Source organism: Streptomyces sp. E2N166 (assembly GCF_003671715.1).
Lineage (GTDB): Bacteria > Actinomycetota > Actinomycetes > Streptomycetales > Streptomycetaceae > Streptomyces > Streptomyces thinghirensis.
The window spans coordinates 65,537-88,912 of sequence record NZ_RAIF01000018.1 but is presented as its reverse complement, the minus strand read 5'-3'; the positions used below and the strand labels follow the sequence as shown (position 1 = coordinate 88,912).

20 protein-coding genes and 1 tRNA gene are annotated in these 23,376 nt (G+C 71.3%); 13 read left to right on the top strand and 8 right to left on the bottom strand.

The window, feature by feature from the left end:
- The first annotated feature begins 136 nt into the window (after positions 1-136).
- The 6 genes from eno (at position 137) to EBH09_RS14620 (ending at position 6,973) form a co-directional block, all read left to right on the top strand.
- Positions 137-1,417 (top strand): phosphopyruvate hydratase, encoded by a 1,281-nt coding sequence (gene eno, locus EBH09_RS14645; RefSeq protein WP_121747804.1) that lies wholly within the window; start codon positions 137-139, stop codon positions 1,415-1,417.
- 101 nt (positions 1,418-1,518) lie between these two features.
- Positions 1,519-2,022 (top strand): cell division protein DivIC, encoded by a 504-nt coding sequence (divIC, locus tag EBH09_RS14640; protein WP_121747462.1) that lies wholly within the window; start codon positions 1,519-1,521, stop codon positions 2,020-2,022.
- Between the two features lie 88 nt (positions 2,023-2,110).
- Positions 2,111-2,650, top strand: a complete 540-nt coding sequence (locus tag EBH09_RS14635) for a DUF501 domain-containing protein (protein WP_121747461.1) — start codon at positions 2,111-2,113, stop codon at positions 2,648-2,650.
- The gene (locus EBH09_RS14630) at positions 2,647-3,612 is read left to right on the top strand and encodes a Ppx/GppA phosphatase family protein (protein ID WP_121747460.1); all 966 of its coding nucleotides are present in this window, start codon (positions 2,647-2,649) and stop codon (positions 3,610-3,612) included. The genes EBH09_RS14635 and EBH09_RS14630 overlap by 4 nt, the downstream gene beginning before the upstream one ends.
- 430 nt (positions 3,613-4,042) lie before the next feature.
- Positions 4,043-5,461, top strand: a complete 1,419-nt coding sequence (locus tag EBH09_RS14625) for an NAD(P)/FAD-dependent oxidoreductase (RefSeq protein WP_121747459.1) — start codon at positions 4,043-4,045, stop codon at positions 5,459-5,461.
- A gap of 210 nt (positions 5,462-5,671) precedes the next feature.
- Positions 5,672-6,973, top strand: coding sequence for a cyclopropane-fatty-acyl-phospholipid synthase family protein (locus EBH09_RS14620; RefSeq protein WP_121747458.1), 1,302 nt, complete (start codon positions 5,672-5,674; stop codon positions 6,971-6,973).
- 63 nt (positions 6,974-7,036) lie between these two features.
- On the opposite strand, the gene EBH09_RS14615 is transcribed toward EBH09_RS14620, so the two are convergent.
- Together EBH09_RS14615 and EBH09_RS14610 are read right to left on the bottom strand one after the other, a co-directional pair.
- Positions 7,037-9,565, bottom strand: coding sequence for an ABC transporter permease (locus EBH09_RS14615; protein ID WP_121747457.1), 2,529 nt, complete (start codon positions 9,563-9,565; stop codon positions 7,037-7,039).
- 60 nt (positions 9,566-9,625) lie between these two features.
- Positions 9,626-10,396 (bottom strand): ABC transporter ATP-binding protein, encoded by a 771-nt coding sequence (locus EBH09_RS14610; RefSeq protein WP_121747456.1) that lies wholly within the window; start codon positions 10,394-10,396, stop codon positions 9,626-9,628.
- 405 nt (positions 10,397-10,801) lie between these two features.
- Between EBH09_RS14610 and EBH09_RS14600 the strand changes: the two genes are divergently transcribed.
- The 3 genes from EBH09_RS14600 to EBH09_RS14590 all read left to right on the top strand — a co-directional run bounded on the left by EBH09_RS14600 (position 10,802) and on the right by EBH09_RS14590 (position 13,342).
- Positions 10,802-10,884: transfer RNA gene (locus tag EBH09_RS14600), tRNA-Leu, on the top strand.
- A gap of 193 nt (positions 10,885-11,077) precedes the next feature.
- A complete protein-coding gene (locus EBH09_RS14595; protein WP_121747455.1) occupies positions 11,078-12,253 on the top strand; it encodes a 4-hydroxybenzoate 3-monooxygenase in 1,176 nt (391 codons plus the stop codon).
- Between the two features lie 168 nt (positions 12,254-12,421).
- A complete protein-coding gene (locus EBH09_RS14590) occupies positions 12,422-13,342 on the top strand; it encodes a Bax inhibitor-1/YccA family protein (protein ID WP_121747454.1) in 921 nt (306 codons plus the stop codon).
- Positions 13,343-13,424: 82 nt separating this feature from the next.
- Here EBH09_RS14590 and EBH09_RS14585 read toward each other — a convergent pair whose 3' ends face one another.
- Entirely contained in the window at positions 13,425-13,655 is a 231-nt protein-coding gene (locus tag EBH09_RS14585; RefSeq protein WP_055417294.1) for a DUF4287 domain-containing protein, read from the bottom strand.
- A gap of 103 nt (positions 13,656-13,758) precedes the next feature.
- On the opposite strand from EBH09_RS14585, the gene EBH09_RS14580 reads away from it, so the two are divergent.
- Positions 13,759-14,070: a hypothetical protein gene (locus EBH09_RS14580; protein WP_193776322.1), complete on the top strand. Its 312-nt coding sequence runs from the start codon at positions 13,759-13,761 to the stop codon at positions 14,068-14,070.
- A gap of 26 nt (positions 14,071-14,096) precedes the next feature.
- On the opposite strand, the gene EBH09_RS14575 is transcribed toward EBH09_RS14580, so the two are convergent.
- The 3 genes from EBH09_RS14575 to EBH09_RS14565 all read right to left on the bottom strand — a co-directional run bounded on the left by EBH09_RS14575 (position 14,097) and on the right by EBH09_RS14565 (position 17,694).
- Positions 14,097-14,897 carry a hypothetical protein gene (locus EBH09_RS14575; RefSeq protein ID WP_121747452.1) on the bottom strand — a complete coding sequence of 267 codons (801 nt, stop codon included), beginning with the start codon at positions 14,895-14,897 and terminating at the stop codon, positions 14,097-14,099.
- 292 nt (positions 14,898-15,189) lie between these two features.
- Complete coding sequence (locus EBH09_RS14570; RefSeq protein WP_121747451.1) at positions 15,190-16,410, bottom strand: acetyl-CoA C-acetyltransferase; 1,221 nt, start codon at positions 16,408-16,410, stop codon at positions 15,190-15,192.
- A gap of 258 nt (positions 16,411-16,668) precedes the next feature.
- Entirely contained in the window at positions 16,669-17,694 is a 1,026-nt protein-coding gene (locus EBH09_RS14565; protein WP_121747450.1) for an SGNH/GDSL hydrolase family protein, read from the bottom strand.
- Positions 17,695-17,863: 169 nt separating this feature from the next.
- On the opposite strand from EBH09_RS14565, the gene EBH09_RS14560 reads away from it, so the two are divergent.
- A complete protein-coding gene (locus tag EBH09_RS14560) occupies positions 17,864-19,252 on the top strand; it encodes a cystathionine beta-synthase (RefSeq protein WP_121747449.1) in 1,389 nt (462 codons plus the stop codon).
- Between the two features lie 425 nt (positions 19,253-19,677).
- On the opposite strand, the gene EBH09_RS14555 is transcribed toward EBH09_RS14560, so the two are convergent.
- Positions 19,678-20,112, bottom strand: coding sequence for a hypothetical protein (locus EBH09_RS14555; protein ID WP_193776321.1), 435 nt, complete (start codon positions 20,110-20,112; stop codon positions 19,678-19,680).
- Between the two features lie 166 nt (positions 20,113-20,278).
- Here EBH09_RS14555 and EBH09_RS14550 point away from each other — a divergent pair, with 166 nt between their 5' ends.
- Together EBH09_RS14550 and EBH09_RS14545 are read left to right on the top strand one after the other, a co-directional pair.
- Positions 20,279-21,130: a MurR/RpiR family transcriptional regulator gene (locus EBH09_RS14550; protein WP_121747447.1), complete on the top strand. Its 852-nt coding sequence runs from the start codon at positions 20,279-20,281 to the stop codon at positions 21,128-21,130.
- A gap of 121 nt (positions 21,131-21,251) precedes the next feature.
- Positions 21,252-21,836: a hypothetical protein gene (locus tag EBH09_RS14545; RefSeq protein ID WP_121747446.1), complete on the top strand. Its 585-nt coding sequence runs from the start codon at positions 21,252-21,254 to the stop codon at positions 21,834-21,836.
- A 202-nt stretch (positions 21,837-22,038) separates the two neighbouring features.
- Here the strand turns inward: EBH09_RS14545 and EBH09_RS14540 are convergent.
- Positions 22,039-23,376: diaminopimelate decarboxylase (locus tag EBH09_RS14540; protein ID WP_121747445.1), on the bottom strand; the 1,338-nt coding region annotated here is incomplete at its 5' end.

Below are 23,376 nucleotides of genomic sequence, written 5' to 3'. Positions count from 1 at the left end.
CTCTCGGTTCTGTCCAGCGGGTGGGCGATCGGCTGGCCGATCGCCCGGAGCCGGTTAGGCTCGGTCCCGCAGAGCCGCTGCGGTCCTGTGGACCCGCGCGTCACACCGAAGCGTCACATTGAAGAAGGAGATGCTCGTGCCGTCCATCGACGTCGTCGTAGCCCGGGAAATCCTGGACTCCCGAGGCAACCCCACGGTCGAGGTCGAGGTCGGCCTCGACGACGGCAGCACCGGTCGTGCCGCCGTCCCGTCCGGCGCCTCCACCGGTGCCTTCGAGGCCATCGAACTCCGTGACGGCGATGCGGGCCGTTACCTGGGCAAGGGCGTCGAGAAGGCCGTCCTCGCCGTCATCGAGCAGATCGGCCCGGAGCTGGTCGGTTACGACGCCACCGAGCAGCGCCTGATCGACCAGGCCATGTTCGACCTGGACGCCACCGACAACAAGGGCTCGCTGGGCGCCAACGCCATCCTCGGTGTCTCTCTCGCCGTCGCGCACGCCGCCTCCGAGGCCAGCGACCTGCCGCTCTTCCGCTACCTGGGCGGCCCGAACGCGCACCTGCTGCCGGTGCCGATGATGAACATCCTGAACGGCGGGTCGCACGCCGACTCGAACGTGGACATCCAGGAGTTCATGATCGCCCCGATCGGCGCGGAGTCCTTCTCCGAGGCCCTGCGCTGGGGCGCCGAGGTCTACCACACGCTGAAGAAGGTCCTGAAGAGCAAGGGCCTGGCCACCGGCCTCGGCGACGAGGGCGGCTTCGCCCCGAACCTCGGCTCGAACCGCGAGGCCCTCGACCTCATCCTCGAGGCCATCAAGGAAGCCGGCTACACCCCGGGCGAGCAGATCGCCCTCGCGCTCGACGTCGCCGCGTCCGAGTTCTACAAGGACGGCTCCTACACCTTCGAGGGCAAGACCCGCTCCGCCGCCGAGATGACCGAGTACTACGCCGAGCTGGTCGAGGCGTACCCGCTGGTCTCCATCGAGGACCCGCTGTTCGAGGACGACTGGGACGGCTGGAAGGTCCTCACCGACAAGCTCGGCGACAAGGTCCAGATCGTCGGCGACGACCTGTTCGTCACCAACCCGGAGCGCCTGGCCCGCGGCATCGACGAGAACGCCGCCAACGCCCTGCTGGTCAAGGTCAACCAGATCGGTTCGCTGACCGAGACCCTGGACGCCGTGGAGCTGGCCCAGCGCAACGGCTTCAAGTGCATGATGTCCCACCGCTCCGGCGAGACCGAGGACGTCACCATCGCCGACCTGGCCGTCGCCACCAACTGCGGCCAGATCAAGACCGGCGCCCCGGCCCGCTCCGAGCGCGTCGCCAAGTACAACCAGCTGCTGCGCATCGAGGAGATCCTCGACGACGCCGCGGTGTACGCCGGCCGCAGCGCGTTCCCGCGCTTCAAGGGCTGAGCGCCACCCCTCGGCAGGCAGCGTCGTACGTACGTCCCCGTACTCGGTCCCGTACCGTGTGCGGGGACGTACGCACGTGTGGACTTAAGGCGGGGACAGACATGGCGGTGAAGGACCGGGACCGTTTCTCCACCGCGACCAGGATCCGGATCATCGGGGAACAGACCGCGGCCCGGGTCTACCGCTCGCAGACCAAGCGCCAGGCCCGTCGCTCCCGGCTGACCGGCCGGGCCGCGCTGCTCGCGATGGTGCTCTGCTCGCTCGTCGTGGCGCTCGCCTACCCGATACGGCAGTACGTCGCCCAGCGCGCCGAGATCGCCGATCTCCAGCGGGAGCGGCAGGAGACCCGCGACCGGGTCGAGGACCTGCGCGACCTCAAGGCACGCTGGCAGGACGACGCCTACGCCGAGCAGCAGATCCGGCTGCGGCTGCACTACGTGATGCCGGGGGAGACGGGGTTCGTCGTCGTCGACCCGGACGCGGCCGAGCAGGCCCGCGCCGAGGGCGGCGCCGCCGACCGCCCCTGGTACCGGAACGTCTGGGACGGGGTCGACAAGGCCGACGCCCGCCGCCCGCCGGCCGTGAACCGGCCACCCCGGCAGTGAGCCGACCGATCCGGCCGTGAACCGGCCACCCGGCAGTGAGCCGACAGTGCCGGCAGTGACTCAACAGGAAGACCAGCAGAAGACAGTCATGCAGACTCCCCCGCCGACCACCGAGCGCACCGAGCCCACCGACGCGGACGTCGAGGCCTTCAAGCAGCAGCTCGGGCGCCCCCCGCGCGGCCTGCGCGCCATCGCGCACCGCTGTCCGTGCGGACAGCCGGACGTCGTGGAGACGGCCCCGCGGCTGCCCGACGGCACGCCCTTCCCCACGCTGTACTACCTGACGTGCCCGAAGGCGGCCTCCGCGATCGGCACGCTGGAGGCGAACGGCGTGATGAAGGAGATGACCGAGCGCCTGGCCACCGACCCGGAGCTGGCCGACGCCTACCGCGCCGCGCACGAGGACTACATCCGGCGGCGCGACGAGATCGAGGAGCTGACCGGCTTCCCGAGCGCGGGCGGCATGCCGGACCGGGTGAAGTGCCTGCACGTCCTGGTCGCCCACTCGCTGGCGGCCGGTCCCGGCGTCAACCCGCTGGGCGACGAGGCGATCGCGATGCTGCCCGAGTGGTGGCGCAAGGGGCCGTGCGTGACGCTCGGCGGGACCTGTGGGGAGGACGCCAAGTGACCCGTGTCGCCGCCGTCGACTGCGGTACGAACTCCATCCGGCTGCTCGTCGCCGACGCCACAGTGTCCGACAGCGCCTCCGGCGCGGGCTCGACGGGCGAGCTGAGAGACCTCGACCGCCGCATGACCATCGTGCGGCTCGGGCAGGGCGTCGACCGCACCGGGCGGCTGGCGCCCGAGGCGCTGGAGCGGACCTTCGCCGCCTGCCGCGAGTACGCCGAGGTGATCAAGGAGCACGGCGCCGAGCGGCTGCGCTTCGTGGCGACCTCCGCCTCGCGGGACGCGGAGAACCGGGACGACTTCGTGCGCGGGGTGCTGGACATCCTCGGCGTGGAGCCGGAGGTCATCTCGGGCGAGCAGGAGGCGGAGTTCTCCTTCACCGGCGCCACCAAGGAGCTGGCGGGCCGCGATCACCTCGACAAGCCCTACCTGGTCGTCGACATCGGCGGCGGCTCGACCGAGTTCGTCGTCGGGGACGACCACGTGCGCGCTGCCCGCTCGGTGGACGTCGGCTGTGTACGGATGACCGAGCGGCACCTGGTGCACGACGGCGCCGTGACCGACCCGCCCACCGAGGCGCAGGTCGCGGCGATGCGGGCCGACATCGAGGCGGCGCTGGACCTCGCCGAGGAGACGGTGCCGCTGCGCGAGGCGCGCACGCTGGTCGGGCTGGCCGGCTCGGTGACGACGGTGTCGGCGATCGCGCAGGAGCTGCCGGAGTACGACTCGGCCGCCATCCACCACTCCCGTGTCTCCCGCGACCGGGTCCGGGAGATCACCGACTGGCTGCTGCGCTCCACCCACGCCGAGCGCGCGGCCGTTCCCTCCATGCATCCGGGTCGCGTCGACGTGATCGGAGCGGGAGCGCTCGTCCTGCTCTCGATCATGGAGCGGACGGGTGCGGAGGAGGTCGTCGTGAGCGAGCACGACATCCTCGACGGCATCGCGTGGTCGGTGGCGTAGGGGCGGGCGCAGGTGTCCGCGGTCGCGGTCTGAGCAGGACGGACGACGGTTGAGCGCGTGTCGGGGGCCCTTCGGGGCCCCTCGGTGACATCCCGTCGGGAAAGTTCGTGAAGTTCTTCACAAGGAATTGGGCCCTGTCGGACGACGAAAGCGCGTCGGTTGACCCTTTTGGGGGTTCAACTGCCCTTTGAACGTGTTCAGGACGGGGCTTCGCAGGGGCGCCCGGGAGGTGCCCCAGAGGGGTGGTCCACCGTCCCCGGAGGTACGGAGGAGCAGCTCACGCGGCATTGACAACGGGGTGCACTACACGCTGGTTCCACTGTCCGCCATGATCTCCGTCACGTGGATCGCGGATGGTAGCACAGCCTCCACCGGAGCTTGTGAAGGGGCGCACGAACCACCCCCCTCGGGCGGGTGGATACTCGATGGCATGAGCACCACGGAGCGTCCCAGGATCCTCGTAGTAGGCGGTGGGTACGTAGGCCTGTACGCAGCTCGACGCATCCAGAAGAAGATGCGTTACGGCGAGGCGACCGTCACCGTCGTCGACCCGCGGTCGTACATGACCTACCAGCCCTTCCTCCCCGAAGCCGCCGCCGGCAACATCTCCCCGCGGCACGTCGTCGTCCCCCTGCGGCGCGTGCTTCCGAAGGCGGAGGTCCTCACCGGCCGGGTCACCACCATCGACCAGGACCGCAAGGTCGCCACGATCGCCCCCCTCGTGGGCGAGGCGTACGAGCTGCCCTTCGACTACCTGGTCATCGCCATGGGCGCGGTCTCCCGCACCTTCCCGATCCCCGGCCTCGCCGAGCAGGGCATCGGCATGAAGGGCATCGAGGAGTCCATCGGCCTGCGCAACCACGTCCTGGAGCAGCTCGACAAGGCCGACTCCACCACCGACGAGGAGATCCGCCGCAAGGCGCTCACCTTCGTCTTCATCGGCGGCGGTTTCGCCGGCGCGGAGACCATCGGTGAGGTCGAGGACATGGCGCGCGACGCGGCCAAGTACTACAAGAACGTCTCCCGCGAGGACATGCGTTTCGTCCTCGTGGACGCCGCCGACAAGATCCTCCCCGAGGTCGGTCCGAAGCTCGGCCAGTACGGCAAGGAGCACCTCGAGGGCCGCGGCGTCGAGGTCTACCTGTCCACCTCCATGGACTCCTGCGTCGACGGCCACGTGGTGCTGAAGAACGGCCTCGAGGTCGACTCCAGCACGATCGTCTGGACGGCCGGCGTCAAGCCGAACCCGGCGCTGTCCCGCTTCGGCCTGCCGCTGGGCCCCCGCGGTCACGTCGACTGCGAGCCGACCCTCCAGGTCAAGGGCACCGACTACATCTGGGCCGCGGGCGACAACGCCCAGGTGCCGGACCTCGTCGGCCGCAAGGCGGGCAACGAGAACGCATGGTGCCCGCCGAACGCCCAGCACGCGCTGCGCCAGGCCAAGGTCCTCGGCGACAACGTGATCTCCGGTATGCGGGGCTTCCCGCAGAAGGACTACAGCCACGCCAACAAGGGCGCGGTGGCCGGCCTCGGCCTGCACAAGGGCGTGGCGATGATCGTCATGGGCAAGATGAAGATCAAGCTCAAGGGCCGCCTCGCCTGGTACATGCACCGCGGCTACCACGGCATGGCGATGCCGACCTTCAACCGGAAGATCCGCGTCTTCGCGGACTGGACGCTCGGCATGTTCCTCAAGCGCGAGGTCGTCTCCCTCGGCGCGATGGAGACCCCGCGCGAGGAGTTCTACGAGGCCGCCAAGCCGGCGCCGGCCGCCGCGCCGAAGTCCGCCGACAAGGCCGGGCAGAACGCGAAGTCGGAGAAGAGCGAGGAGAAGGCCAAGGCCTCCTGACCTCCGGTCGCCTTCCGCAGTAGCTCCCGAAGGGGCCGCCCGCCATCCGTGGTGCGGGCGGCCCCTTCGCGCTGCGCCGAGGGGCGAGATACCTCGTGGTGTGTACAGGTGTTTTGCCCAGGCGTAACGCGCGCCGGGGACTGTACGGCGGGCTTCCAGGTGTTTACGTGGTGTTGGACATTCCGGGATCGCTCGTCACGGAGGTACGCCATGGCTGACGCCGCGCTGCGGCTGCAGAACCTCTTCGAACAGTTGCTGGGAGCACCACTCCCGGTGCGCATCCGCGCCTGGGACGGTTCGCAGGCGGGTCCGCCGGGCGCGCCGACCCTCGTCGTCCGCAACCGCAGGGCCCTGCGCCGCCTGCTGTTCAAGCCGGGGGAACTGGGTCTGGCCCGTGCCTGGGTGGCCGGGGACCTCGACGTGGACGGCGACCTCTACACCGCCCTCGGTCTCCTCGCCGGCCTCCTATGGGAGCGCGACGAGGACGCCCGCGGCCTGGCCGAGGCGCTCCGCGACCCGGAGGTCCGGGCCGCCGTACGCGGCCTGGTCAGGGTGGCCGGGCCGCCGCTGCCGCCCGCCCCGCCGCCGGAGGAGGTCCGCCGGGCCCGCGGCCACCTGCACACCAAGCGCAGCGACAGACGCGCCATCAGCCACCACTACGACGTCGGCAACGACTTCTACGAGCTGGTCCTCGGCCCGTCCATGGTCTACTCCTGCGCCTACTGGCCGGCCCTCCCGGCCGACGGCGGCACCCTGGAGGACGCCCAGCGCGACAAGCTCGAACTGGTCAGCCGCAAGCTCGGTCTGAGCCCCGGTCAGCGCCTTCTCGACGTCGGCTGCGGCTGGGGTTCCATGGCGATCCACGCGGCCCGCGAGCACGGCGTGAGCGTCGTCGGCGTCACGCTCTCCCAGGAGCAGGCCGCGTTCGCCCGCAAGCGCGTCGCCGACGAGGGGCTCACCGACCGGGTGGAGATCCGCGTCCAGGACTACCGGGACGTCGCGGACGGGCCGTACGACGCCATCTCGTCCATCGGTATGGCCGAGCACGTCGGCGCCGAGCGGTACCTGGAGTACGCCGCCGACCTGTTCAGGCTCCTCAAGCCGGGCGGACGGCTGCTGAACCACCAGATCGCCCGCCGCCCCCGGCGCGACGAGTCCGCCTACGACGTGGACGAGTTCATCGACGCCTACGTCTTCCCCGACGGCGAACTGGCCCCGGTCGGCACGACCGTCACACAGCTGGAGCGCGCCGGGTTCGAGGTGCGCGACGTGGAGTCGATCCGCGAGCACTACGCGCTCACCCTGCGCCGCTGGGTCGCCAACCTGGAGTCCGACTGGGCGGCGGCCACCCGGCTGGTCAGTCCCGGCCGCGCCCGTGTCTGGCAGCTGTACATGGCCGCCTCGGCGCTCGCCTTCGAGCGCAACCGCATCGGCGTCAACCAGGTCCTCGCCGTGAAGACCCCCGAGCCGGGCGGCTCCGGGATGCCGCTGCGCGCCCGCACCTGGAACTGACCTCCGAGCGCACCGCGAAGGGCCCCGCTCCTGACGGAACGGGGCCCTGTCCACACGTACCGGCTACTCGGCCTTGATGGCGTCGAGCATGTTCAGGCGCGCCGCCCGGCGGGCCGGCCACAGCGCCGCGAGGACACCCACCACGGCGGCCAGCAGCAGGAAGACGCCCATGCGGCCCCAGGGCAGGACCAGTTCGTACGTCGCCATCGTCGTGCCCATCAGCTCACCGGCGGCCCAGCCGAAGAACACGCCCAGGCCGATGCCGAGCACCCCGCCGAACAGCGAGATCACCAGGGACTCCAGGCGGACCATCCGCTTGATGCCCTTGCGGTCCAGGCCGATCGCCCGCAGCATCCCGATCTCCTGGGAGCGCTCGAAGACCGACATGGCCAGGGTGTTGACGACACCGAGGACGGCCACGATCACCGACATGGCCAGCAGGCCGTAGAGCATCCTCAGCATCAGCGTGAACATCTTCGCGGTCTCGTCGGAGATGTCCTGCTTGTCCTGGACCTTGATCGCCGGGTTGGTGTCCAGCGCCTTCACCAGGCTGTCCTTCGAGGCGGACGAGGCCCCGTCGGACATCTTCACCATCACCTGCATGTCGACCGGGTCGGACTGGTGCGGGGCGACGGTGGGGAGGTCGACCATGATGCCGCGGATCATCTCGTTGCCCTCGTAGACCCCGGCGACCTCCAGCCGCTGCTTCTTGCCGTCCTCGTAGGCGGCGGTGAAGGCGGAGCCGGCCTTCCAGCCGTGGTCCTCGGCGGTGTCGGCGTCCACGACGACCTTGGTGCCGCCGACCTCGAAGGCGCCCTGCTCGACCTTGAGGTCGGTCAGCTCGCCGATCGTGGCGCCGTTGACGCCGGTGAGGTACTCGGTCTCCCCGTTGATGCGGGACTCCGCGTTGCGCAGCGGGCTGATGGCGGTGATGCCGTCGGCCTCGGCCAGCTTCTCGGCGACGTCCGGGTCGAGGTGGTTGCCGTTGGCCATGGAGACCACGTAGTCGGCCTCGATGGACGCCGACGCCATCTTGTCGATCGTTTTCTGCAGGCTGCCGGCCATCACCGTCATGCCGGTGATCAGGGTGAGGCCGATCATCAGCGCGGAGGCGGTGGCGGCGGTGCGGCGCGGATTGCGCACCGAGTTCTGCCGGGCGAGCTTGCCCGAGACACCGAACAGGCGCAGCACCGGCGCCGCTCCGGCGATCAGGGGGCGGGAGAGCAGCGGCGTCAGGATGAACACGCCGATGATCAGCAGTACCGCGCCCATGCCCATCGGGGCCTGTCCCTCGGAGCCGTCCATCGTCGTCGCCGCGAGCACGACCGCGACACCGGCGGCGGAGACCAGCGCGCCCAGCGTGTTGCGCAGCACCAGCGACTTCGTCGTGGCCTTGGCGTGCACGCTGCTCATCGCCGCGACCGGCGGGATCTTCGCCGCGCGGCGGCCGGGCAGCCACGCCGCCAGCATGGTCACCAGGACGCCGACCGCGAGGGCCGCGACGATCGTGCCGGGTGAGATCACCAGCGGCCCGTCGGGCACGACCGCGCCCATCGACCCCATCAGGGAGCGCATCCCGGCTCCGATGCCGATGCCCGCGAGCAGGCCGGTCACCGCGGCGACGACGCCGACCACGAACGCCTCGATCAGCACCGACCGCGTGACCTGCCGGCGGGAGGCGCCGACCGCCCGCATCAGGGCCAGCTCCTTGGTGCGCTGGGCGACCAGCATCGTGAAGGTGTTGGCGATGATGAACGTACCGACGAACAGCGCGATGCCGGCGAAGACCAGCAGACCCTGCTTCATGCCGCTCATCGACGAGGCGATCATCTCCGCCTGCTCGTCGGCCAGTTCCTTGCCGGTGGTGGTCTCGACGAGGTCCTTCGGCAGCGCCTTGTCCAGCTCCGCCTTCAGCGCCGCCTGAGTGACGCCGGCCTTCGCCTTGACGTCGATCTCGTCGTACGTGCCCACCTTGCCGAACAGCTTCTGCGCGGTCGCCGTGTCGAACAGGGTGAGGCTGCCGCCGGCCGCGACGTTGCCGTCGTCGGTGGTGAAGACGCCCACCACCTTCGGGGTGATGACCGGGCCGTCCACGGACATCCGCACGGTGTCGCCGACGCCGTAGCCGGTGCGCTCGGCGGTCTTGGAGTCGATGAGGATCTCGCCCGCGCCCTTCGGGGCGTGCCCGTCGGTCAGCGGGTACCGGGGGTCCTTCGCGCCCCAGTAGTTGCCGCCCTGCGTGCTCCAGCCGTCGCCGATCAGGTCGCCGTCCTTGTCGGCGACGGCGGTGAACCCGGACACCACGCCGATGGCGGAGGCCGCGCCGGGGACCTTCGCGCTGTCGTCGAGGAGGGCGTCGGTCAGCTCGGGGACCTCGCCGACCTTGTCGCCCTTCGCCTCCTGGTACTCGGTGGTCACGGCGACGTCGACCTGGTCGAAGCCCTTGGCGGAGCTGTTCTGCAGGGCGTCGGAGATGGTGTTGGTGAAGACCAGGGTGCCCGACACGAACGCCACGCCGAGCATCACGGCGAGCACGGTCATCAACAGCCTGGCCTTGTGCGCGAATACGTTGCGCAAGGCGGTACGGAACATGGGTCTTCTCTGTCGGAGGTTACGGGCGAGTCAGGGGCGGGGGCCGGGTCTGGGGCCGGGTCAGCTGGTGCGGCCCTTGGCGTCGAACTGCTTCATGCGGTCCAGCACCGAGTCGGCCGTCGGCCCATACACCTCGTCGACGATGCGTCCGTCCGCGAGGAAGACCACCCGGTCCGCGTAGGCGGCGGCCACCGGGTCGTGGGTCACCATCACCACGGTCTGCCCCAGCTCCCGCACCGAGTTGCGCAGGAAGCCCAGCACCTCGGCGCCCGAGCGGGAGTCGAGGTTCCCGGTCGGCTCGTCACCGAAGATGATCTCCGGCCGCGAGGCCAGCGCCCGGGCCACGGCCACCCGCTGCTGCTGGCCGCCGGAGAGCTGGGAGGGGCGGTGGCCGAGCCGGTCGGACAGTCCGATCATCCGGATCACCGAGTCCAGCCACTGCTTGTCCGGCTTGCGGCCCGCGATGTCCATCGGGAGGGTGATGTTCTCCAGCGCGGTCAGCGTCGGCAGCAGGTTGAACGCCTGGAAGATGAAGCCGATCTTGTCCCGGCGCAGCTTGGTCAGCTGCTTGTCCTTCAGGGAGCCCAGTTCCGTGTCGCCGATGCGCACCGAGCCGGAGGAGAAGGTGTCCAGGCCGGCGACGCAGTGCATCAGCGTGGACTTGCCGGAGCCGGAGGGGCCCATGATCGCGGTGAACTCGGCCTGCCGGAAGTCGACGGAGACCCGGTCCAGGGCGACCACCTGGGTCTCGCCCTGGCCGTAGATCTTGGAAAGCTCCGTGGCGCGTGCGGCCACGGCGGTGGACCGGTCGGCGATGGGTGCGGTGGTCACGGGAAGGGCGCTCCTGTCGGTACGGCGTGTGCTCGGGGACGTTCTCCATCCTTCCGGCCGCGCGGCGCCGTGTAGTCAGCCGCTGTTCCGGTTTCGAGGGGCGACCAGGGTCGGACGGCGCGGGCCGGTGTCATACCTGCGGATGACGGGCGACCCTGACGGGCCCGCCGCGGCGCCGTCGGCGCGAGAACGGGGCGGGCGTCCTTGTAGAGACGGTGAAATTCCGTCATTCCGCATGCGTGGCCGACCGGCGCGCGCAAGGGTGTTGGCAGGTGTGGACGGCCTGCCCCCGGAGCTGATGCTCTATCAGGCGTCAATAAAATAAGACAAGATCGGTTCGTCCGCCCGCTGTTCGAGGGGCGCGTCCCGATAGGCTCGGGGCACTCGACGCGGAGCCCATGGCCTGCCCGGATGGTGGAATGCAGACACGGCGAGCTTAAACCTCGCTGCCCCCTCGGGGCGTGCCGGTTCAAGTCCGGCTCCGGGCACTTCCGACGCCGTCGATCCTCCGGAACCTCCCCTCGAACCGTTGACAGCGGTGTGCGCGCGGCCGGAAACTCCTCCCAGGCAATTGGTGAAGGAATTTTCACTCCGCGAACACTCGCGTCTCGCGAGCACTCTCACTGCTCGAACACCAGCGAACCTCCTCGCGGCAACGACGCCAATCGAAGGGAACGACCGATGCGCACCACCGTCGGCATCATCGGGGCCGGCCCCGCCGGCCTCCTCCTCGCCCGGCTGCTCCACAACGCCGGCATCGACTCGGTCGTCCTGGAGAGCCGCGACCGGGCCTACGTCGAGCGGCGGCAGCGCGCCGGAATCCTGGAGCAGGGCACCGTGGACGTCCTGCGCGCGGCAGGGGCGGGGGAGCGGATGGACCGCGAGGGGCTGCCCCACGACGGTATCGAGCTGCGGTTCGCGAAACGGCGCCACCGCGTGGACTTCCCCGCGCTCACCGGCGGCAGGTCCGTCATGGTCTACGCCCAGACCGAGGTCTGCAAGGACCTCATCGCCCTCCGGCTCAAGGAGGGCGGCCCGCTGCTGTTCGAGGCGGAGGCGCTGGCCGTGGAGGGCGCCGAGACCGACCGTCCGCGCGTCCGCTTCCGCCAGGGGGGCGCCGAGGACGTCCTGGAGTGCGACTACGTCGTCGGCTGCGACGGCTTCTGGGGCGTGGCCCGGTCGGCGGTCCCGGCCGGCCTGGGCCGCACCTTCGAACGCACGTACCCCTTCGGGTGGCTCGGCATCCTCGCCGACGTCGCCCCCTCGCACGACGAGCTGGTCTACGCCCGCCACGACCGGGGCTTCGCCCTGCTCTCCATGCGCTCCCCGTCCGTCTCCCGGCTCTACCTCCAGGTACCCGCGGACACGGACGCCGAGAGCTGGAGCGACGAGGAGATCTGGGCCGAGCTGGAACGCCGCTTCGAGACCGACGACGACTGGGTCCTGAACCGGGGCCCGATCACCCAGAAGTCGGTGACTCCCATGCGCTCCTACGTCCACGAGCCCATGCGGCACGGCCGTCTCTTCCTGGCCGGCGACGCCGCGCACATCGTGCCGCCCACCGGCGCCAAGGGCCTCAACCTCGCCGTCGGGGACGTCGTCACCTTCGCGCGGGCGCTGGCCCACCGCACCGGGACCGGCTCCGACGAACTCCTCGACGCCTACTCCGCGACCTGCCTGCGCCGCGTCTGGCAGGCCGAGCGGTTCTCGTACGACATGACGGCCCTCCTGCACCCCGCCCCCGACGCGACCCCCTTCGAGAACCGGCTCCAGCTGGCCCGCCTCGACCGGATCGCCTCCTCCCGCGCCGCCGAGACCGACCTCGCCGAGGCCTACACCGGTTTCCCGGTCGGGTGAACGGGCACCCGGCCGCGCGCCCGCCCCGCCGGTGAGGGGAATCACCGATCCGCGTAGCGTGTTGTCCGCCAGGAGCAGGGAAAGATCCTCCCCAAGCAGTAGGGTCATTCCTTTGCCGTTCCATTACTCTTGAGCCAAGGCTGCGTCGTGTGGCCATGGAGGAGTGAAATGAGGAGCAGAAACCCGGTCTTCTCGCGACGGGGGTTCAGCCGCGACAACGGCTACGCGGGCTTCAACGCCGCGCCGCAGGCCGGGGGTCCCGCCGTCGCCACCCAGGGCAACCCTTACGCGCAGGGCACGCAGGGCACCCCGTACGCCCAGCCCGCCGGCAACCCCTACGCGCAGAACCCGTACGCCCAGCAGGACCAGCAGTACGGCGCGCCGCCGCAGGCGCCGGCCACCGCCGGCCGGATGACGATGGACGACGTCGTCATGCGGACGGCGAGCACGCTCGGTGTGCTCGTGGTGACGGCCGCGCTCGCGTGGGCGCTGCTGCCCGTGGACGATGCCAACATCGGCCGTTCCATCGGTATCGGTATCGGTGCCGCGCTGGTCGGCATGGTCCTTGCGCTCGTGCAGTCCTTCAAGCGCAAGGCGTCGCCGGCGCTGATCCTGACGTACGCGGCGTTCGAGGGTGTCTTCCTCGGCGTCATCTCCAGCGTCGTCGACAACCGCATCGCGGACGGCGCGGCCATGCAGGCCGTGATCGGCACGATGGCGGTTTTCGCCGGTGTGCTGATCGCGTACAAGGCCGGCTGGATCCGCGTCAACCGCCGCTTCTACGGCTTCGTGATGGCGGCCGCGCTCGGCTTCGTCTTCCTGATGATGGTGAACCTGCTGTTCGCCGTCTTCGGCGGCGGTGACGGCCTCGGCTTCCGCAGCGGCACGCTCGGTGTCGTCTTCGGCATCGTCGGCATCATCCTCGGCGCCTGCTTCCTGGCCATGGACTTCAAGCAGGTCGAGGACGGCCTGGCCTACGGCGCCCCGCGCGAGGAGGCCTGGCTCGCCGCCTTCGGCCTCACGCTGACGCTGGTGTGGCTGTACCTGGAGTTCCTGCGGCTGATCGCGATCCTGAACAGCAACGACTAGCGGCGAGTACGCTCAGCCGCTGGTGAGGAAGGGCCCCGGGCTTGTGCCCGGGGCCCTTCTCCGTCGTGACGGCGGCGCGCGCTCAGCGCAGCTTGCGCGCTGCCCTTCTCAGGTCGTACTCATGGATGATCGCCTTCGCGTGGCCGTACGCGAGGTCGTGTTCGTGACGGAGCCAGCTGACCTTCTCCTCGAAGCGGAAGAGGGAGGGGCCGTCCTCGACGGTGCGCAGCCAGTCGGAGATCTCACGACCGGTGCAGTGGGGGATGCGGGCGAGCATGTTGCGATGGGTCTCCTCGGAGAAGACTTGGGACATCGGCGCCTCCGGACGAAAGGGGTTGTAAGCCGGTCCTTCAGGTCACCGTGCCTGAGCGTTCGCCCGTTGGCAACAGTCCCGGAGGGGCGCGTACGCTCGCGCCGTGGTTGATACGACGCCTTTGACCCGTGCCGTGGACGACTTCGCCGACCGGTTGCGGGCCGCCCCGCAGAGCAGGCTGCAACGCGGGGCCGCCGCCGAGGCGCTGGAGCTGGCCAGGGAGCTGGCCCGGCGCGCCCAGCTCGTGGAGGAACCGGGGACGGAGCCGCGGGTGATGCCGGACGCGGGGATGTTCGCCGCCGCCGACCAGATCGCCGTCGCCGCCCACGACCTGGCCCTCGTGCTGAGCGACGAGGGCCAGGTGGCGGAAGCGGTGGGGCTGGTGGAGGAGGCCCGCAAGCGGGCCGGGGTCTGACGAGTCCGGAAAGGACCGGGCAGGGACTAGAGGGACGCGATGACGCGGTCCGCCAGGATGTACACGTTCTCCTCGCCGCAGGCGAAGGTCAGCGTGTAGGCGCCGGAGATCCCCGAGCCGCCGAGGAGGTAGGGCGTCTTGCCCGCGCCCAGCGCGGCGGCCAGGCGCTCCGCGGTCTCGCGGTGGCCCGGGGTCATGCACAGCGTGGTGCCGTCGGCGAAGACGTACACGTCGAGCGTGCCCAGCGGGCCCGGACGGACGTCCGCCAGCGCCACGCTCGACTCGGCCAGCTCCTCGAGCGTGGCGACGGTGCGCTCGTGATCGCCCACGGCGGGCGACGGGTTCGGTACGAAGTCCGGGTGCGAGGGGTGCCGGCGGCGGGCGGCGGCCAGCTCGGCGGACTCCCTGGGGCCCGCGTCCTTCGCGGCCGCTTCGTCGGCGTCCGCGCCCGGCTCGACCACGGGCTCCAAGCCCACGAAATCGGCCTGGCGGGGCAGGAACAACTCACTGTCGGACAGGCCGAGCAGCAGGGGCGCGTCGGAGGCGTCCCGGGACTCCTGGGCGGCCCAGAAGGCCCGCGCCTCGGCGAGCTCGCGCTCACGCTCCTCGGCGAGCGCCTCCGCGACGGCGGCGCGTATCTCCTCGGCGTCGGCGGTGGTGCGGGCGGCGGGCACACGGCCACGCGTGGCGGCGGCCCGGCTCTCGGCCAGCTCGGTGCGCAGCGCCGCCACCTGCCGACGCAGCACCAGAATGCTGCGCAGGACGGCGACGCCCACGGCGCCGGTGGCGGCCGTGGTGAGCAGCAGGGCGATCGGCATGGCGCTCACTGACGTACTCCCGGTTCAAAGTCGACCCCCGACTTCCTACATCAGCTTGAAGGGAGGACTAACCGCCTGTCAGTGCGTAACGTCACGAAACGGACAGGACTTTGGGCCCGGGAGGTAGGGGTGGGGCTGGTCTGACCTGCGTAAATCAAGGGGCAGGGAGAGGTAGGTCACATCCTGGGGGAGATTGGGTCACAAAACGGCCCAGAACCCTGGGGTGAACGGGGTTCCGGGCCGTGGTGTCACGCTGGGTCTCCCAGGCGCTACTGACCGTCTTTCAGCAGCGGCGTGCCGGTCAGCTCAGGCGCTCGATGACCATGGCCATGCCCTGCCCGCCGCCGACGCACATCGTCTCCAGACCGAACTGCTTGTCGTGCGTCTGGAGGGAGTTGATCAGCGTGCCGGTGATGCGGGCGCCGGTCATGCCGAAGGGGTGGCCGACGGCGATGGCGCCGCCGTTGACGTTCAGCTTCTCCAGCGGGATGCCGAGGTCGCGGTAGGAGGGGATGACCTGCGCGGCGAACGCCTCGTTGATCTCGACCAGGTCGATGTCGTCGATGGTCAGCCCGGCGCGGGACAGCGCCTGCTTGCTCGCCTCGACCGGACCCAGGCCCATGATCTCGGGGGAGAGGCCGGAGACGCCGGTGGAGACGATGCGGGCGAGCGGGGTCAGGCCCAGCTCGCGGGCCTTGGTGTCGCTCATGATCACGAGGGCGGCGGCGCCGTCGTTGAGCGGGCAGCAGTTGCCGGCGGTGACCAGGCCGTCGGGGCGGAAGACGGGCTTGAGGCCCTGGACGCCCTCCAGGGTGACGCCGGCGCGGGGGCCGTCGTCCTTGGAGACGACGGTGCCGTCGGGGAGGGTCACGGGGGTGATCTCGCGCTCCCAGAAGCCGTTCTTGATGGCTTCCTCGGCGAGGTTCTGCGAGCGGACGCCGAACTCGTCCATGTCCTGCCGAGTGATCCCCTTGGCGCGCGCCAGGTTCTCGGCGGTCTGACCCATCGCGATGTACGGGTCGGGGACGAGGCCGTCCTCGCGCGGGTCGTGCCAGGTGGTGCCCTCGTGCTGGGCGACCTCGGCGGTACGGGCCTCGGCCTCGGCGAACAGCGGGTTCCGGGTGTCCGGCAGGCTGTCGGAGTTGCCCTTGGCGAACCGGGAGACCATCTCGACACCGGCCGAGATGAAGACGTCGCCCTCCCCGGCCTTGATGGCGTGCAGCGCCATGCGGGAGGTCTGCAGGGACGAGGAGCAGTACCGGGTGACGGTGCAGCCGGGGAGGTGGTCCATGCCCATCTCGACGGCGACGATCCGGCCGAGGTTGTTGCCCTGCTCGCCGCCGGGCAGGCCGCAGCCGAGCATCAGGTCGTCGATGTCCCTGGGGTCGAGCTCGGGAACCTTGGCGAGAGCGGCCTGGATGATCGTGGCGGCGAGGTCGTCGGGGCGCAGGTCCTTGAGGGAGCCCTTGAAGGCGCGGCCGATGGGGGAGCGGGTGGCTGAGACGATCACGGCTTCGGGCATCACGGCTCCAAAGAGTAATAAGCGGCGCGTAGCGCCTCGTTGAGGGGCGGTGGTCGGGCGACGGGAGGGAGAGGGGTTGGGCGGCTGTTGGGGAAGTTACCCGGACGTATGGCCTGGGTCACGGGTGTGGAGGTGTGACATGGACCGCAACTTTCTAAGCGCTTGCTTGGCGTCGTCGGGACTGCGGACAGCTCGTGCCGCTGGGGCGGCACGGGTGGGCGCAGCGGCGCCACGCCGGCGCCGGTGAGTGCGATGCCCCTACCTCGGCTGCGCCGACGTCGCCGGCTCCGCCTCCGCCACCCGGCGCCGCCGCCGGCGCTTGAGCAGCGCCCAGGGCCCCCGCGGCCCCGTGGGCATCGCCGCGGCGACCTCCGTACCCGCCTCCGCCGCGGCCTCCGCCGCCGCACGCGCCACCGGCAGGAAGCCCTCGCGGCGCAGCGCGTCGGGGCGCTCCTCCTCGGCCGGCCACAGGCCGAGCGCGGCGCACACCGACGGCAGTACCGCCATCGCGGCCGTGGCGTACCCCTCGGCGGAGGGGTGGTAGTTGTCGGGGCCGAACAGCTCCCGCGGGTTCTGCGCGAACTCCGGGCCCAGCAGATCACCCAGTGAGACCGTGCGCCCGCCCTGCTCCACGACGCCGATCGTCTGTGCCGCCGCCAGTTGCCGCGAGGTCCGCCGGGCCAGCCAGCGCAGCGGCTGCCGCACCCGCTCGATCGTGCCCAGATCCGGGCAGGTGCCGACCACCACCTCCGCACCGGCCGTACGCAGCCGCCGTACCGCCCCCGACAGGTGCCGGACCGAGCGGGTCGCGGGCATCCGGTGCGTGACGTCGTTCGCGCCGATCATGATCACGCAGATGTCGGGCACCCGGCCCGCGTCCGCGAGCACCAGCGCCACCTGCCGGTCCAGGTCGTCCGAACAGGCCCCGGGTGCCGCGACCGACCCCAGTTCCACCGGCCGCTCCGCCACCGCCGCCAGCCCCGACGCCAGCAGCGCGCCCGGCGTCTGCCCGGCCCGGTGCACGCCCTGCCCGGCGGCCGTGGAGTCGCCCAGCATCATCAGCCGCAGTGGCGGATCGCCCGCCGTCGGCGAAACCCCGCCGTACAGCCCCTGTGCGTTCGGCACCCGGTCCGGTGTGCCGATGCCCACCCGGCGCCTGGCCAGCTGCACCTCCGCCAGCAGCAGACCGACCGTGGCCGCACCGGCCAGCCCGATGCCGCCGCCGCCGTACGCCGCGCCGGCCGCGATCCGCCGGGCCACCCTCGCCCTCGACATGCTCGTCATACGTCGCCGCCACCTCCTCCAACCCGTACACCCACTGCTTGCCCCGTACGGACGGTCGCCCAATCTCAACGGGGAGTGAACGACCGTCACGGGGTATGGGCCGGGCCGGCAGGCCATAGGCTGGCCGGACCGATAACGACCACACCTTTTGCAGCATCCGGAGACCACGGTGCATTTCCACGACTCGATGATCAGCCTCGTCGGCAACACCCCGCTGGTGCGGCTCAACAGCGTGACCAAGGGCATCAGGGCGACCGTCCTGGCCAAGGTGGAGTACTTCAACCCGGGCGGCTCGGTGAAGGACCGCATCGCCCTGCGCATGATCGAGGCCGCGGAGCAGAGCGGAGCCCTGCGGCCGGGCGGCACGATCGTCGAGCCGACCAGCGGCAACACGGGCGTGGGCCTCGCGATCGTGGCCCAGCAGAAGGGCTACAAGTGCATCTTCGTCTGCCCTGACAAGGTGTCCACCGACAAGATCAACGTACTGCGCGCGTACGGCGCCGAGGTGGTCGTCTGCCCCACGGCGGTCGACCCCGAGCACCCGGACTCCTACTACAACGTCTCCGACCGGCTGGTCCGCGAGACGCCGGGCGCCTGGAAGCCGGACCAGTACTCCAACCCGCACAACCCGCTCTCCCACTACCACTCGACCGGCCCCGAGCTGTGGGAGCAGACGGAGGGGAAGATCACCCACTTCGTCACCGGCGTCGGCACCGGAGGCACCATCTCCGGCACCGGGCGGTACCTGAAGGAGATCAGCGGCGGCGCCGTCAAGGTGGTCGGCGCCGACCCCGAGGGCTCGGTGTACTCCGGCGGCTCGGGGCGCCCCTACCTCGTCGAGGGCGTCGGCGAGGACTTCTGGCCGACGGCGTACGACCGGAACGTGGCCGACGAGATCGTCGCCGTCTCCGACAAGGACTCCTTCCAGATGACCCGCCGTCTCGCCAAGGAGGAGGGCCTGCTGGTGGGCGGCTCCTGCGGCATGGCGGTCGTCGCGGCGCTGGAGGTGGCCGAGCGGCTCGGTGAGGACGACGTGGTCGTCGTACTCCTCCCGGACAGCGGGCGCGGGTACCTCAGCAAGATCTTCAACGACGAGTGGATGGCCGACTACGGCTTCCTGGAGGACGCGGGTCCCAGCGCGCGCGTCGCCGACGTCCTGAACCACAAGGAGGGCGGCCACATCCCCTCCCTCGTCCACATGCACCCGGACGAGACGGTCGGTCAGGCCATCGACGTACTGCGCGAGTACGGCGTCTCGCAGATGCCGATCGTCAAGCCCGGCGCCGGTCACCCGGACGTGATGGCCGCCGAGGTCGTCGGCTCGGTCGTGGAACGCGAGCTGCTGGACGCCCTGTTCACCAAGCGCGCCTCGCTGGAGGATCCGCTGGAGAAGCACGTTTCGGCCCCGCTGCCGCAGGTCGGCTCCGGCGAGCCGGTCGCCGACCTGATGTCGGTGCTCGGCGTCGCGGACGCGGCGATCGTCCTCGTCGAGGGCAAGCCGACCGGTGTGGTGAGCCGTCAGGACCTGCTGTCCTTCCTCGCGAAGAGCGGGAAGTAGCGGGAAGTGGCGGGACGTCGCGGGAAGCCGCGGGAAGTCGCGGAGGGCCGCGGGGGCCGCGAGATGTAGCGGAAGAGCGCGGGAAGCAGCGATGAACGCCGGGTGAACCAGCGGCCGTGCGGACGGATTCGGAGCGCCCGATGATCTCCGTGGACTTCGCGGAAGTGGTACGCGCACGTCACGTTCGCGCAGCACACGCTTAACACGTGCCCGGCACAGTGGTGGTTGTCGGCAGGGCGGGAGCGGCTCCCCGTCCCGGCCGGCAGCGAACGGCGTCAAGGACCTTCCGGAGCGGCTCCCGGACCTCCATGGACGCCAAGGACGCGCCGCCCGGCCGTGAGGCCCGGCACCGCGCGTCCCCGCGGGGACCGCCGTCGTCCCGCCCCTCAGTGATGGGGGTGCGGCGGTCCCCGCGCAGTCCTTTCTCAGTCCCGCCAGGCGTCGTCCTTGTCGGCGCGCCGGCGCCGTCCGAAGAGACCGGGAGTGGTCCGGGCGGCCTGGACGACGTTCACCCCGACGATTCCGGCCCAGGCGACCAGCAGCCCGGGGAGGTCGGCGACGCCGCCGCCGATCGCGGACAGCGGGACCGCGAGGACAAGCGAGACGATGCCGAAGCCGAAGCGCTCGCCGAAGGAGTCCGTGGGCCTCGGCGACCGGCTGTCCCGGGCCGTCGCCATCTGCTGCTCGGCGATCTGCCGGCGCACCCGGCGCTCGACCGTTCCGTCGATGCGCTGGTCGACCTTCTCCAGGAACGAGTCGACCAGCGCGGACTCGTACTCCTCACCGAGTTCCCTGCGGGTCTGCAGGGTGGCGTCGAGTTCCTTCTTGAGGTCGGTGTCCCGCCCGTCCATTCCCGTCATGGCTCCCACGGTAGGCAGCCGGAGCGCCGGCGGCACTGGGGTTAGCCCCCGTCTCGGGACTGGGGCGGCCGGGAGGGGGACGCTCGGCGTCGTGCCCGCAGCCGCCTCGCTGTATAACGGTATGCAGGAATTGGGGACAGTGAATAGCGGCGAGGGGGAGCACGTCATGAGCGGGAACAACGGGACCGACAGCCCGGCCGTGCGGCTGCAGGCGCTCTTCGAAGGGCACCGGCTGACGCCGACCCAGCGGCGCATCGCGCACAGCATGGTGCGGCGCGCCTCCGAGGTGCCCTTCCTGTCCAGTGTGGAGCTCGCCGAACTGGCCGGGGTCAGCCAGCCGTCCGTGACCCGCTTCGCCGTCGCCCTCGGGTTCGACGGCTACCCGGCGCTGCGCCGCCATCTGCGCGAGGTCGCTCCCGCGGAACCGGCGGCGGACACCGGCTCCTGCAACGAGTACCAGAAGGCCGTGGAGGCCGAGATCGAGAACCTGCGCCATCTGGCGGAGGCGCTCGCCGACCCGGGGCCGGTACGGGAGGCGGGCCGTCTCCTCGCCGGAAGCCGGCCCCTGCCCGTCCTCGGACTGCGGGCGGCGGCGGCCCAGGCGCACGGCTTCGCGTACTTCGCCGCCAAGGTCCACCCGGACGTCCGGCTGCTGAACGAGGGGGGCACGATGCTGCACGACCGCATCGACGCCGCCGTCCGGGCCGGCGCGACGGCCCTGCTGTGCTTCGCCCTGCCCCGCCATCCGCGCGAGGTCGTCGACACGCTCGCCCACGCCAAGGAGGCGGGGCTCACGGTGGTGACCGTCGCCGACTCCGCCTTCGCGCCGGTCGCCAAGGTCTCCGACCTGCTGCTGCCCGCCGCGGTCGGTACCGGCCTCGCCTTCGACACCGCCTGCGCGCCGATGCTGCTCGGCCGGGTGCTGCTGGAGGCCATGTGCGACGACCTGCCGGACGCCCAGGCCCGGCTGGAGGAGTTCGACACGAAGGCGGCGGTGCGGGGCCTCTTCGTGGACTGACGCGGGAACGCCGGCACAGACGGCCCGTTTCTCAGACTCGTCTCACCTTCTCCCGTTAACCTGCCTCGCCTCACACCCTTCAGACGCATCGCAGGAAGCAGAACGAAAGAGGAGGCCGGACGTGGCGCGCGGAGGACAGGGGCTGGCTCGGGTCGCCGTCGTCGTACGGGCGGGAGCGGCACCGCTGTGGTGGCTGGGCGTACTCGCGGCGGGCATCGGGGTGCTGGTGCCGGGGCTGACCGGACGCCGGATCGGCGTCCTGGCGGGTGCCGCGCTGTTCATCGTCGCGGCGGCGGTCGTCGCGTCCGCGCGCCGAAAGCGGTACACCGCCCTGGCCCGCTCGGCCGGCCGCGCGGGCAAGCACGACGTGCTCCAGGACCGTGCGGTGACCCTGCGCAACTGGCGCCGGGGCCACCGCTGGTGGCTGCTCCTCGCCTTCCTCGCCGCCCTGGGCAGCGCCTTCGCCGTCCCCGCCGCCGCCGGACTGCTGATGGCCGGCTGCGGCGTCGGCCTGTGGCTGAAGTCCGCCTGGATCGGCCGCCGCGAACAGGCCGGCGAGGCCCTGCTGTGGGTCCGCGTGGACTGGCTCGCCCGCGACGGCGGGCGCCCGGCGGGCAGGACCGTCCGTGCGTACCGCAGCACGGGCATCGCGGCGGGCGACGCGGCCCCGGGCGGAGCACGCCGCAGGACGGCGGAGCTGGTCTGAGCGGGAGGGCGACGGCGTTGCTCTGAGTGGGAGGGGCGGCGGAGCTGGTCTGAGCCGAAGGGGCGGCGGCGCCGGTCTGATCGGAAGGGCAGCGGTGCTGGTCTGATCGGAAGGACAGCGGCGCGGGGCCGTGGCATTCCGCGGGGCACCGCGTGGGGATGACCGGCCGCAACGGCCGGTGGTCCACGAACTGCCGCAGCCTTCACGGCGAACGGCGAACGGCTTCCGTCAGCGCGTCGACGTGCTCCCCTCCCGCCTCGGCCACGATCTCCTCGACCGCCTGAGCCTCCCGCACGGTCGCGAAGGCGACGCCCTCGGCGCCCCCCGTCGTGAACCCGTGAACCCCGGGACGCGCGAGCGAGTTGTACGCGTAGTGATGCGCGAAGTAATACGCCCCCGTGTCCAGCGCCGCCGCGTAGTCCCCCTGCTCCAGCAGCGGCAGCGCGCGCCCCGTCGCCAGCAGATCCCCCGCGAAGCACGCCGGCCCGGCCACGTCCTGCACCACGGCGGGCCCTTCCTTGGGCAGCCCCTTGCCGTCGTACGCGGCGATCCGCAGCGGCCACGCCCCCGGCGAGTACACCGTCCGGGTCGCGACCTGCACGCCCGCGTGTGTCACCGCGACCGGCCGCCCGCCGGCGCTCTTGGCGTACTCCACGCGCGCCACCACCGTGCCGTGCTTGGCCAGCAGCGACCGCCCGAACTCGGTGACCAGCCCGTACCGCCCGTCGAACAGCCCCGGCACCGCCTCGCGCAGCGCGTGCGCGTACTCGGCGTACGTCGGTGTCGTCTCGTCCGACGCGAAGTTCACCGGCAGTCCGCCGCCGATGTCGAGCGTGTCGACCTGGCGGCGCCCGGCCCGCTCGTTGATCTCCTCGGCGAGCGCGTACGTCTCGGCCACGCCCTCGGTCATCAGCGCCAACGGGATGCCCTGTGACCCGGTGTGCGCGTGCAGCCGGGTCAGCCACGGCCGGTCCAGATACGCCCGCACCACCCACTCGCGCGCCCCCTCGTCGCGCAGCGCCACCCCGAATTTCGAGGTTGCCGTCGCCGTCGACAGCGCCTCGATGGAACCCCCGCCGACCTGCGGATTGACCCGGATGCCGAGCGGGGAACGGCTCGTGGAGCGGCTCGCCCCCTCGGACATCAGGCCGTCGAGACGCTCCAACTCCTGCGGGTTGTCCGCGTTGACCGCGATGCCCAGCGCGAGCGCCTGGCGCAGCTCGCCCGGCGTCTTGGCGGGCGAGTCCAGCACCGTCCGCTCCGGCGGCACACCCGCCGCCCGTGCCAGCGCCAGTTCGCCCGGGCTCGCGACCTCCGCGCCGATGCCCTCCTCGTGCAGCAGCCGCAGCACCGGGACCAGCGGGGTCGCCTTCACCGCGAAGGCGTGCAGCACGGGGGTCCCGGGTGCCGTCACCGCCTCGAACGCGGCCCGCAGCGCCGCCGCCGACTCCCGTATCCCGGCGACGTCCAGCAGCCCGATGATCGGGGCGTCCGCTCCGAGCAGCCCCTGCTCCACGGCCGCCCGCACCGCCTCGTCCCG

Excerpts from the sequence above, each read along its gene's own strand:
- EBH09_RS14555 (WP_193776321.1), bottom strand. The coding sequence starts at position 20,112 with ATGACGGGAATGGACGGGCGGGACACCGACCTCAAGAAGGAACTCGAC.
- EBH09_RS14565 (WP_121747450.1), bottom strand. The coding sequence starts at position 17,694 with ATGACGAGCATGTCGAGGGCGAGGGTGGCCCGGCGGATCGCGGCCGGC.
- EBH09_RS14570 (WP_121747451.1), bottom strand. The coding sequence starts at position 16,410 with ATGCCCGAAGCCGTGATCGTCTCAGCCACCCGCTCCCCCATCGGCCGC.
- divIC (WP_121747462.1), top strand. The coding sequence starts at position 1,519 with ATGGCGGTGAAGGACCGGGACCGTTTCTCCACCGCGACCAGGATCCGG.
- EBH09_RS14595 (WP_121747455.1), top strand. The coding sequence starts at position 11,078 with ATGCGCACCACCGTCGGCATCATCGGGGCCGGCCCCGCCGGCCTCCTC.
- EBH09_RS14635 (WP_121747461.1), top strand. The coding sequence starts at position 2,111 with ATGCAGACTCCCCCGCCGACCACCGAGCGCACCGAGCCCACCGACGCG.
- EBH09_RS14550 (WP_121747447.1), top strand. The coding sequence starts at position 20,279 with ATGAGCGGGAACAACGGGACCGACAGCCCGGCCGTGCGGCTGCAGGCG.
- EBH09_RS14590 (WP_121747454.1), top strand. The coding sequence starts at position 12,422 with ATGAGGAGCAGAAACCCGGTCTTCTCGCGACGGGGGTTCAGCCGCGAC.
- EBH09_RS14620 (WP_121747458.1), top strand. The coding sequence starts at position 5,672 with ATGGCTGACGCCGCGCTGCGGCTGCAGAACCTCTTCGAACAGTTGCTG.
- EBH09_RS14625 (WP_121747459.1), top strand. The coding sequence starts at position 4,043 with ATGAGCACCACGGAGCGTCCCAGGATCCTCGTAGTAGGCGGTGGGTAC.
- EBH09_RS14585 (WP_055417294.1), bottom strand. The coding sequence starts at position 13,655 with ATGTCCCAAGTCTTCTCCGAGGAGACCCATCGCAACATGCTCGCCCGC.
- EBH09_RS14615 (WP_121747457.1), bottom strand. The coding sequence starts at position 9,565 with ATGTTCCGTACCGCCTTGCGCAACGTATTCGCGCACAAGGCCAGGCTG.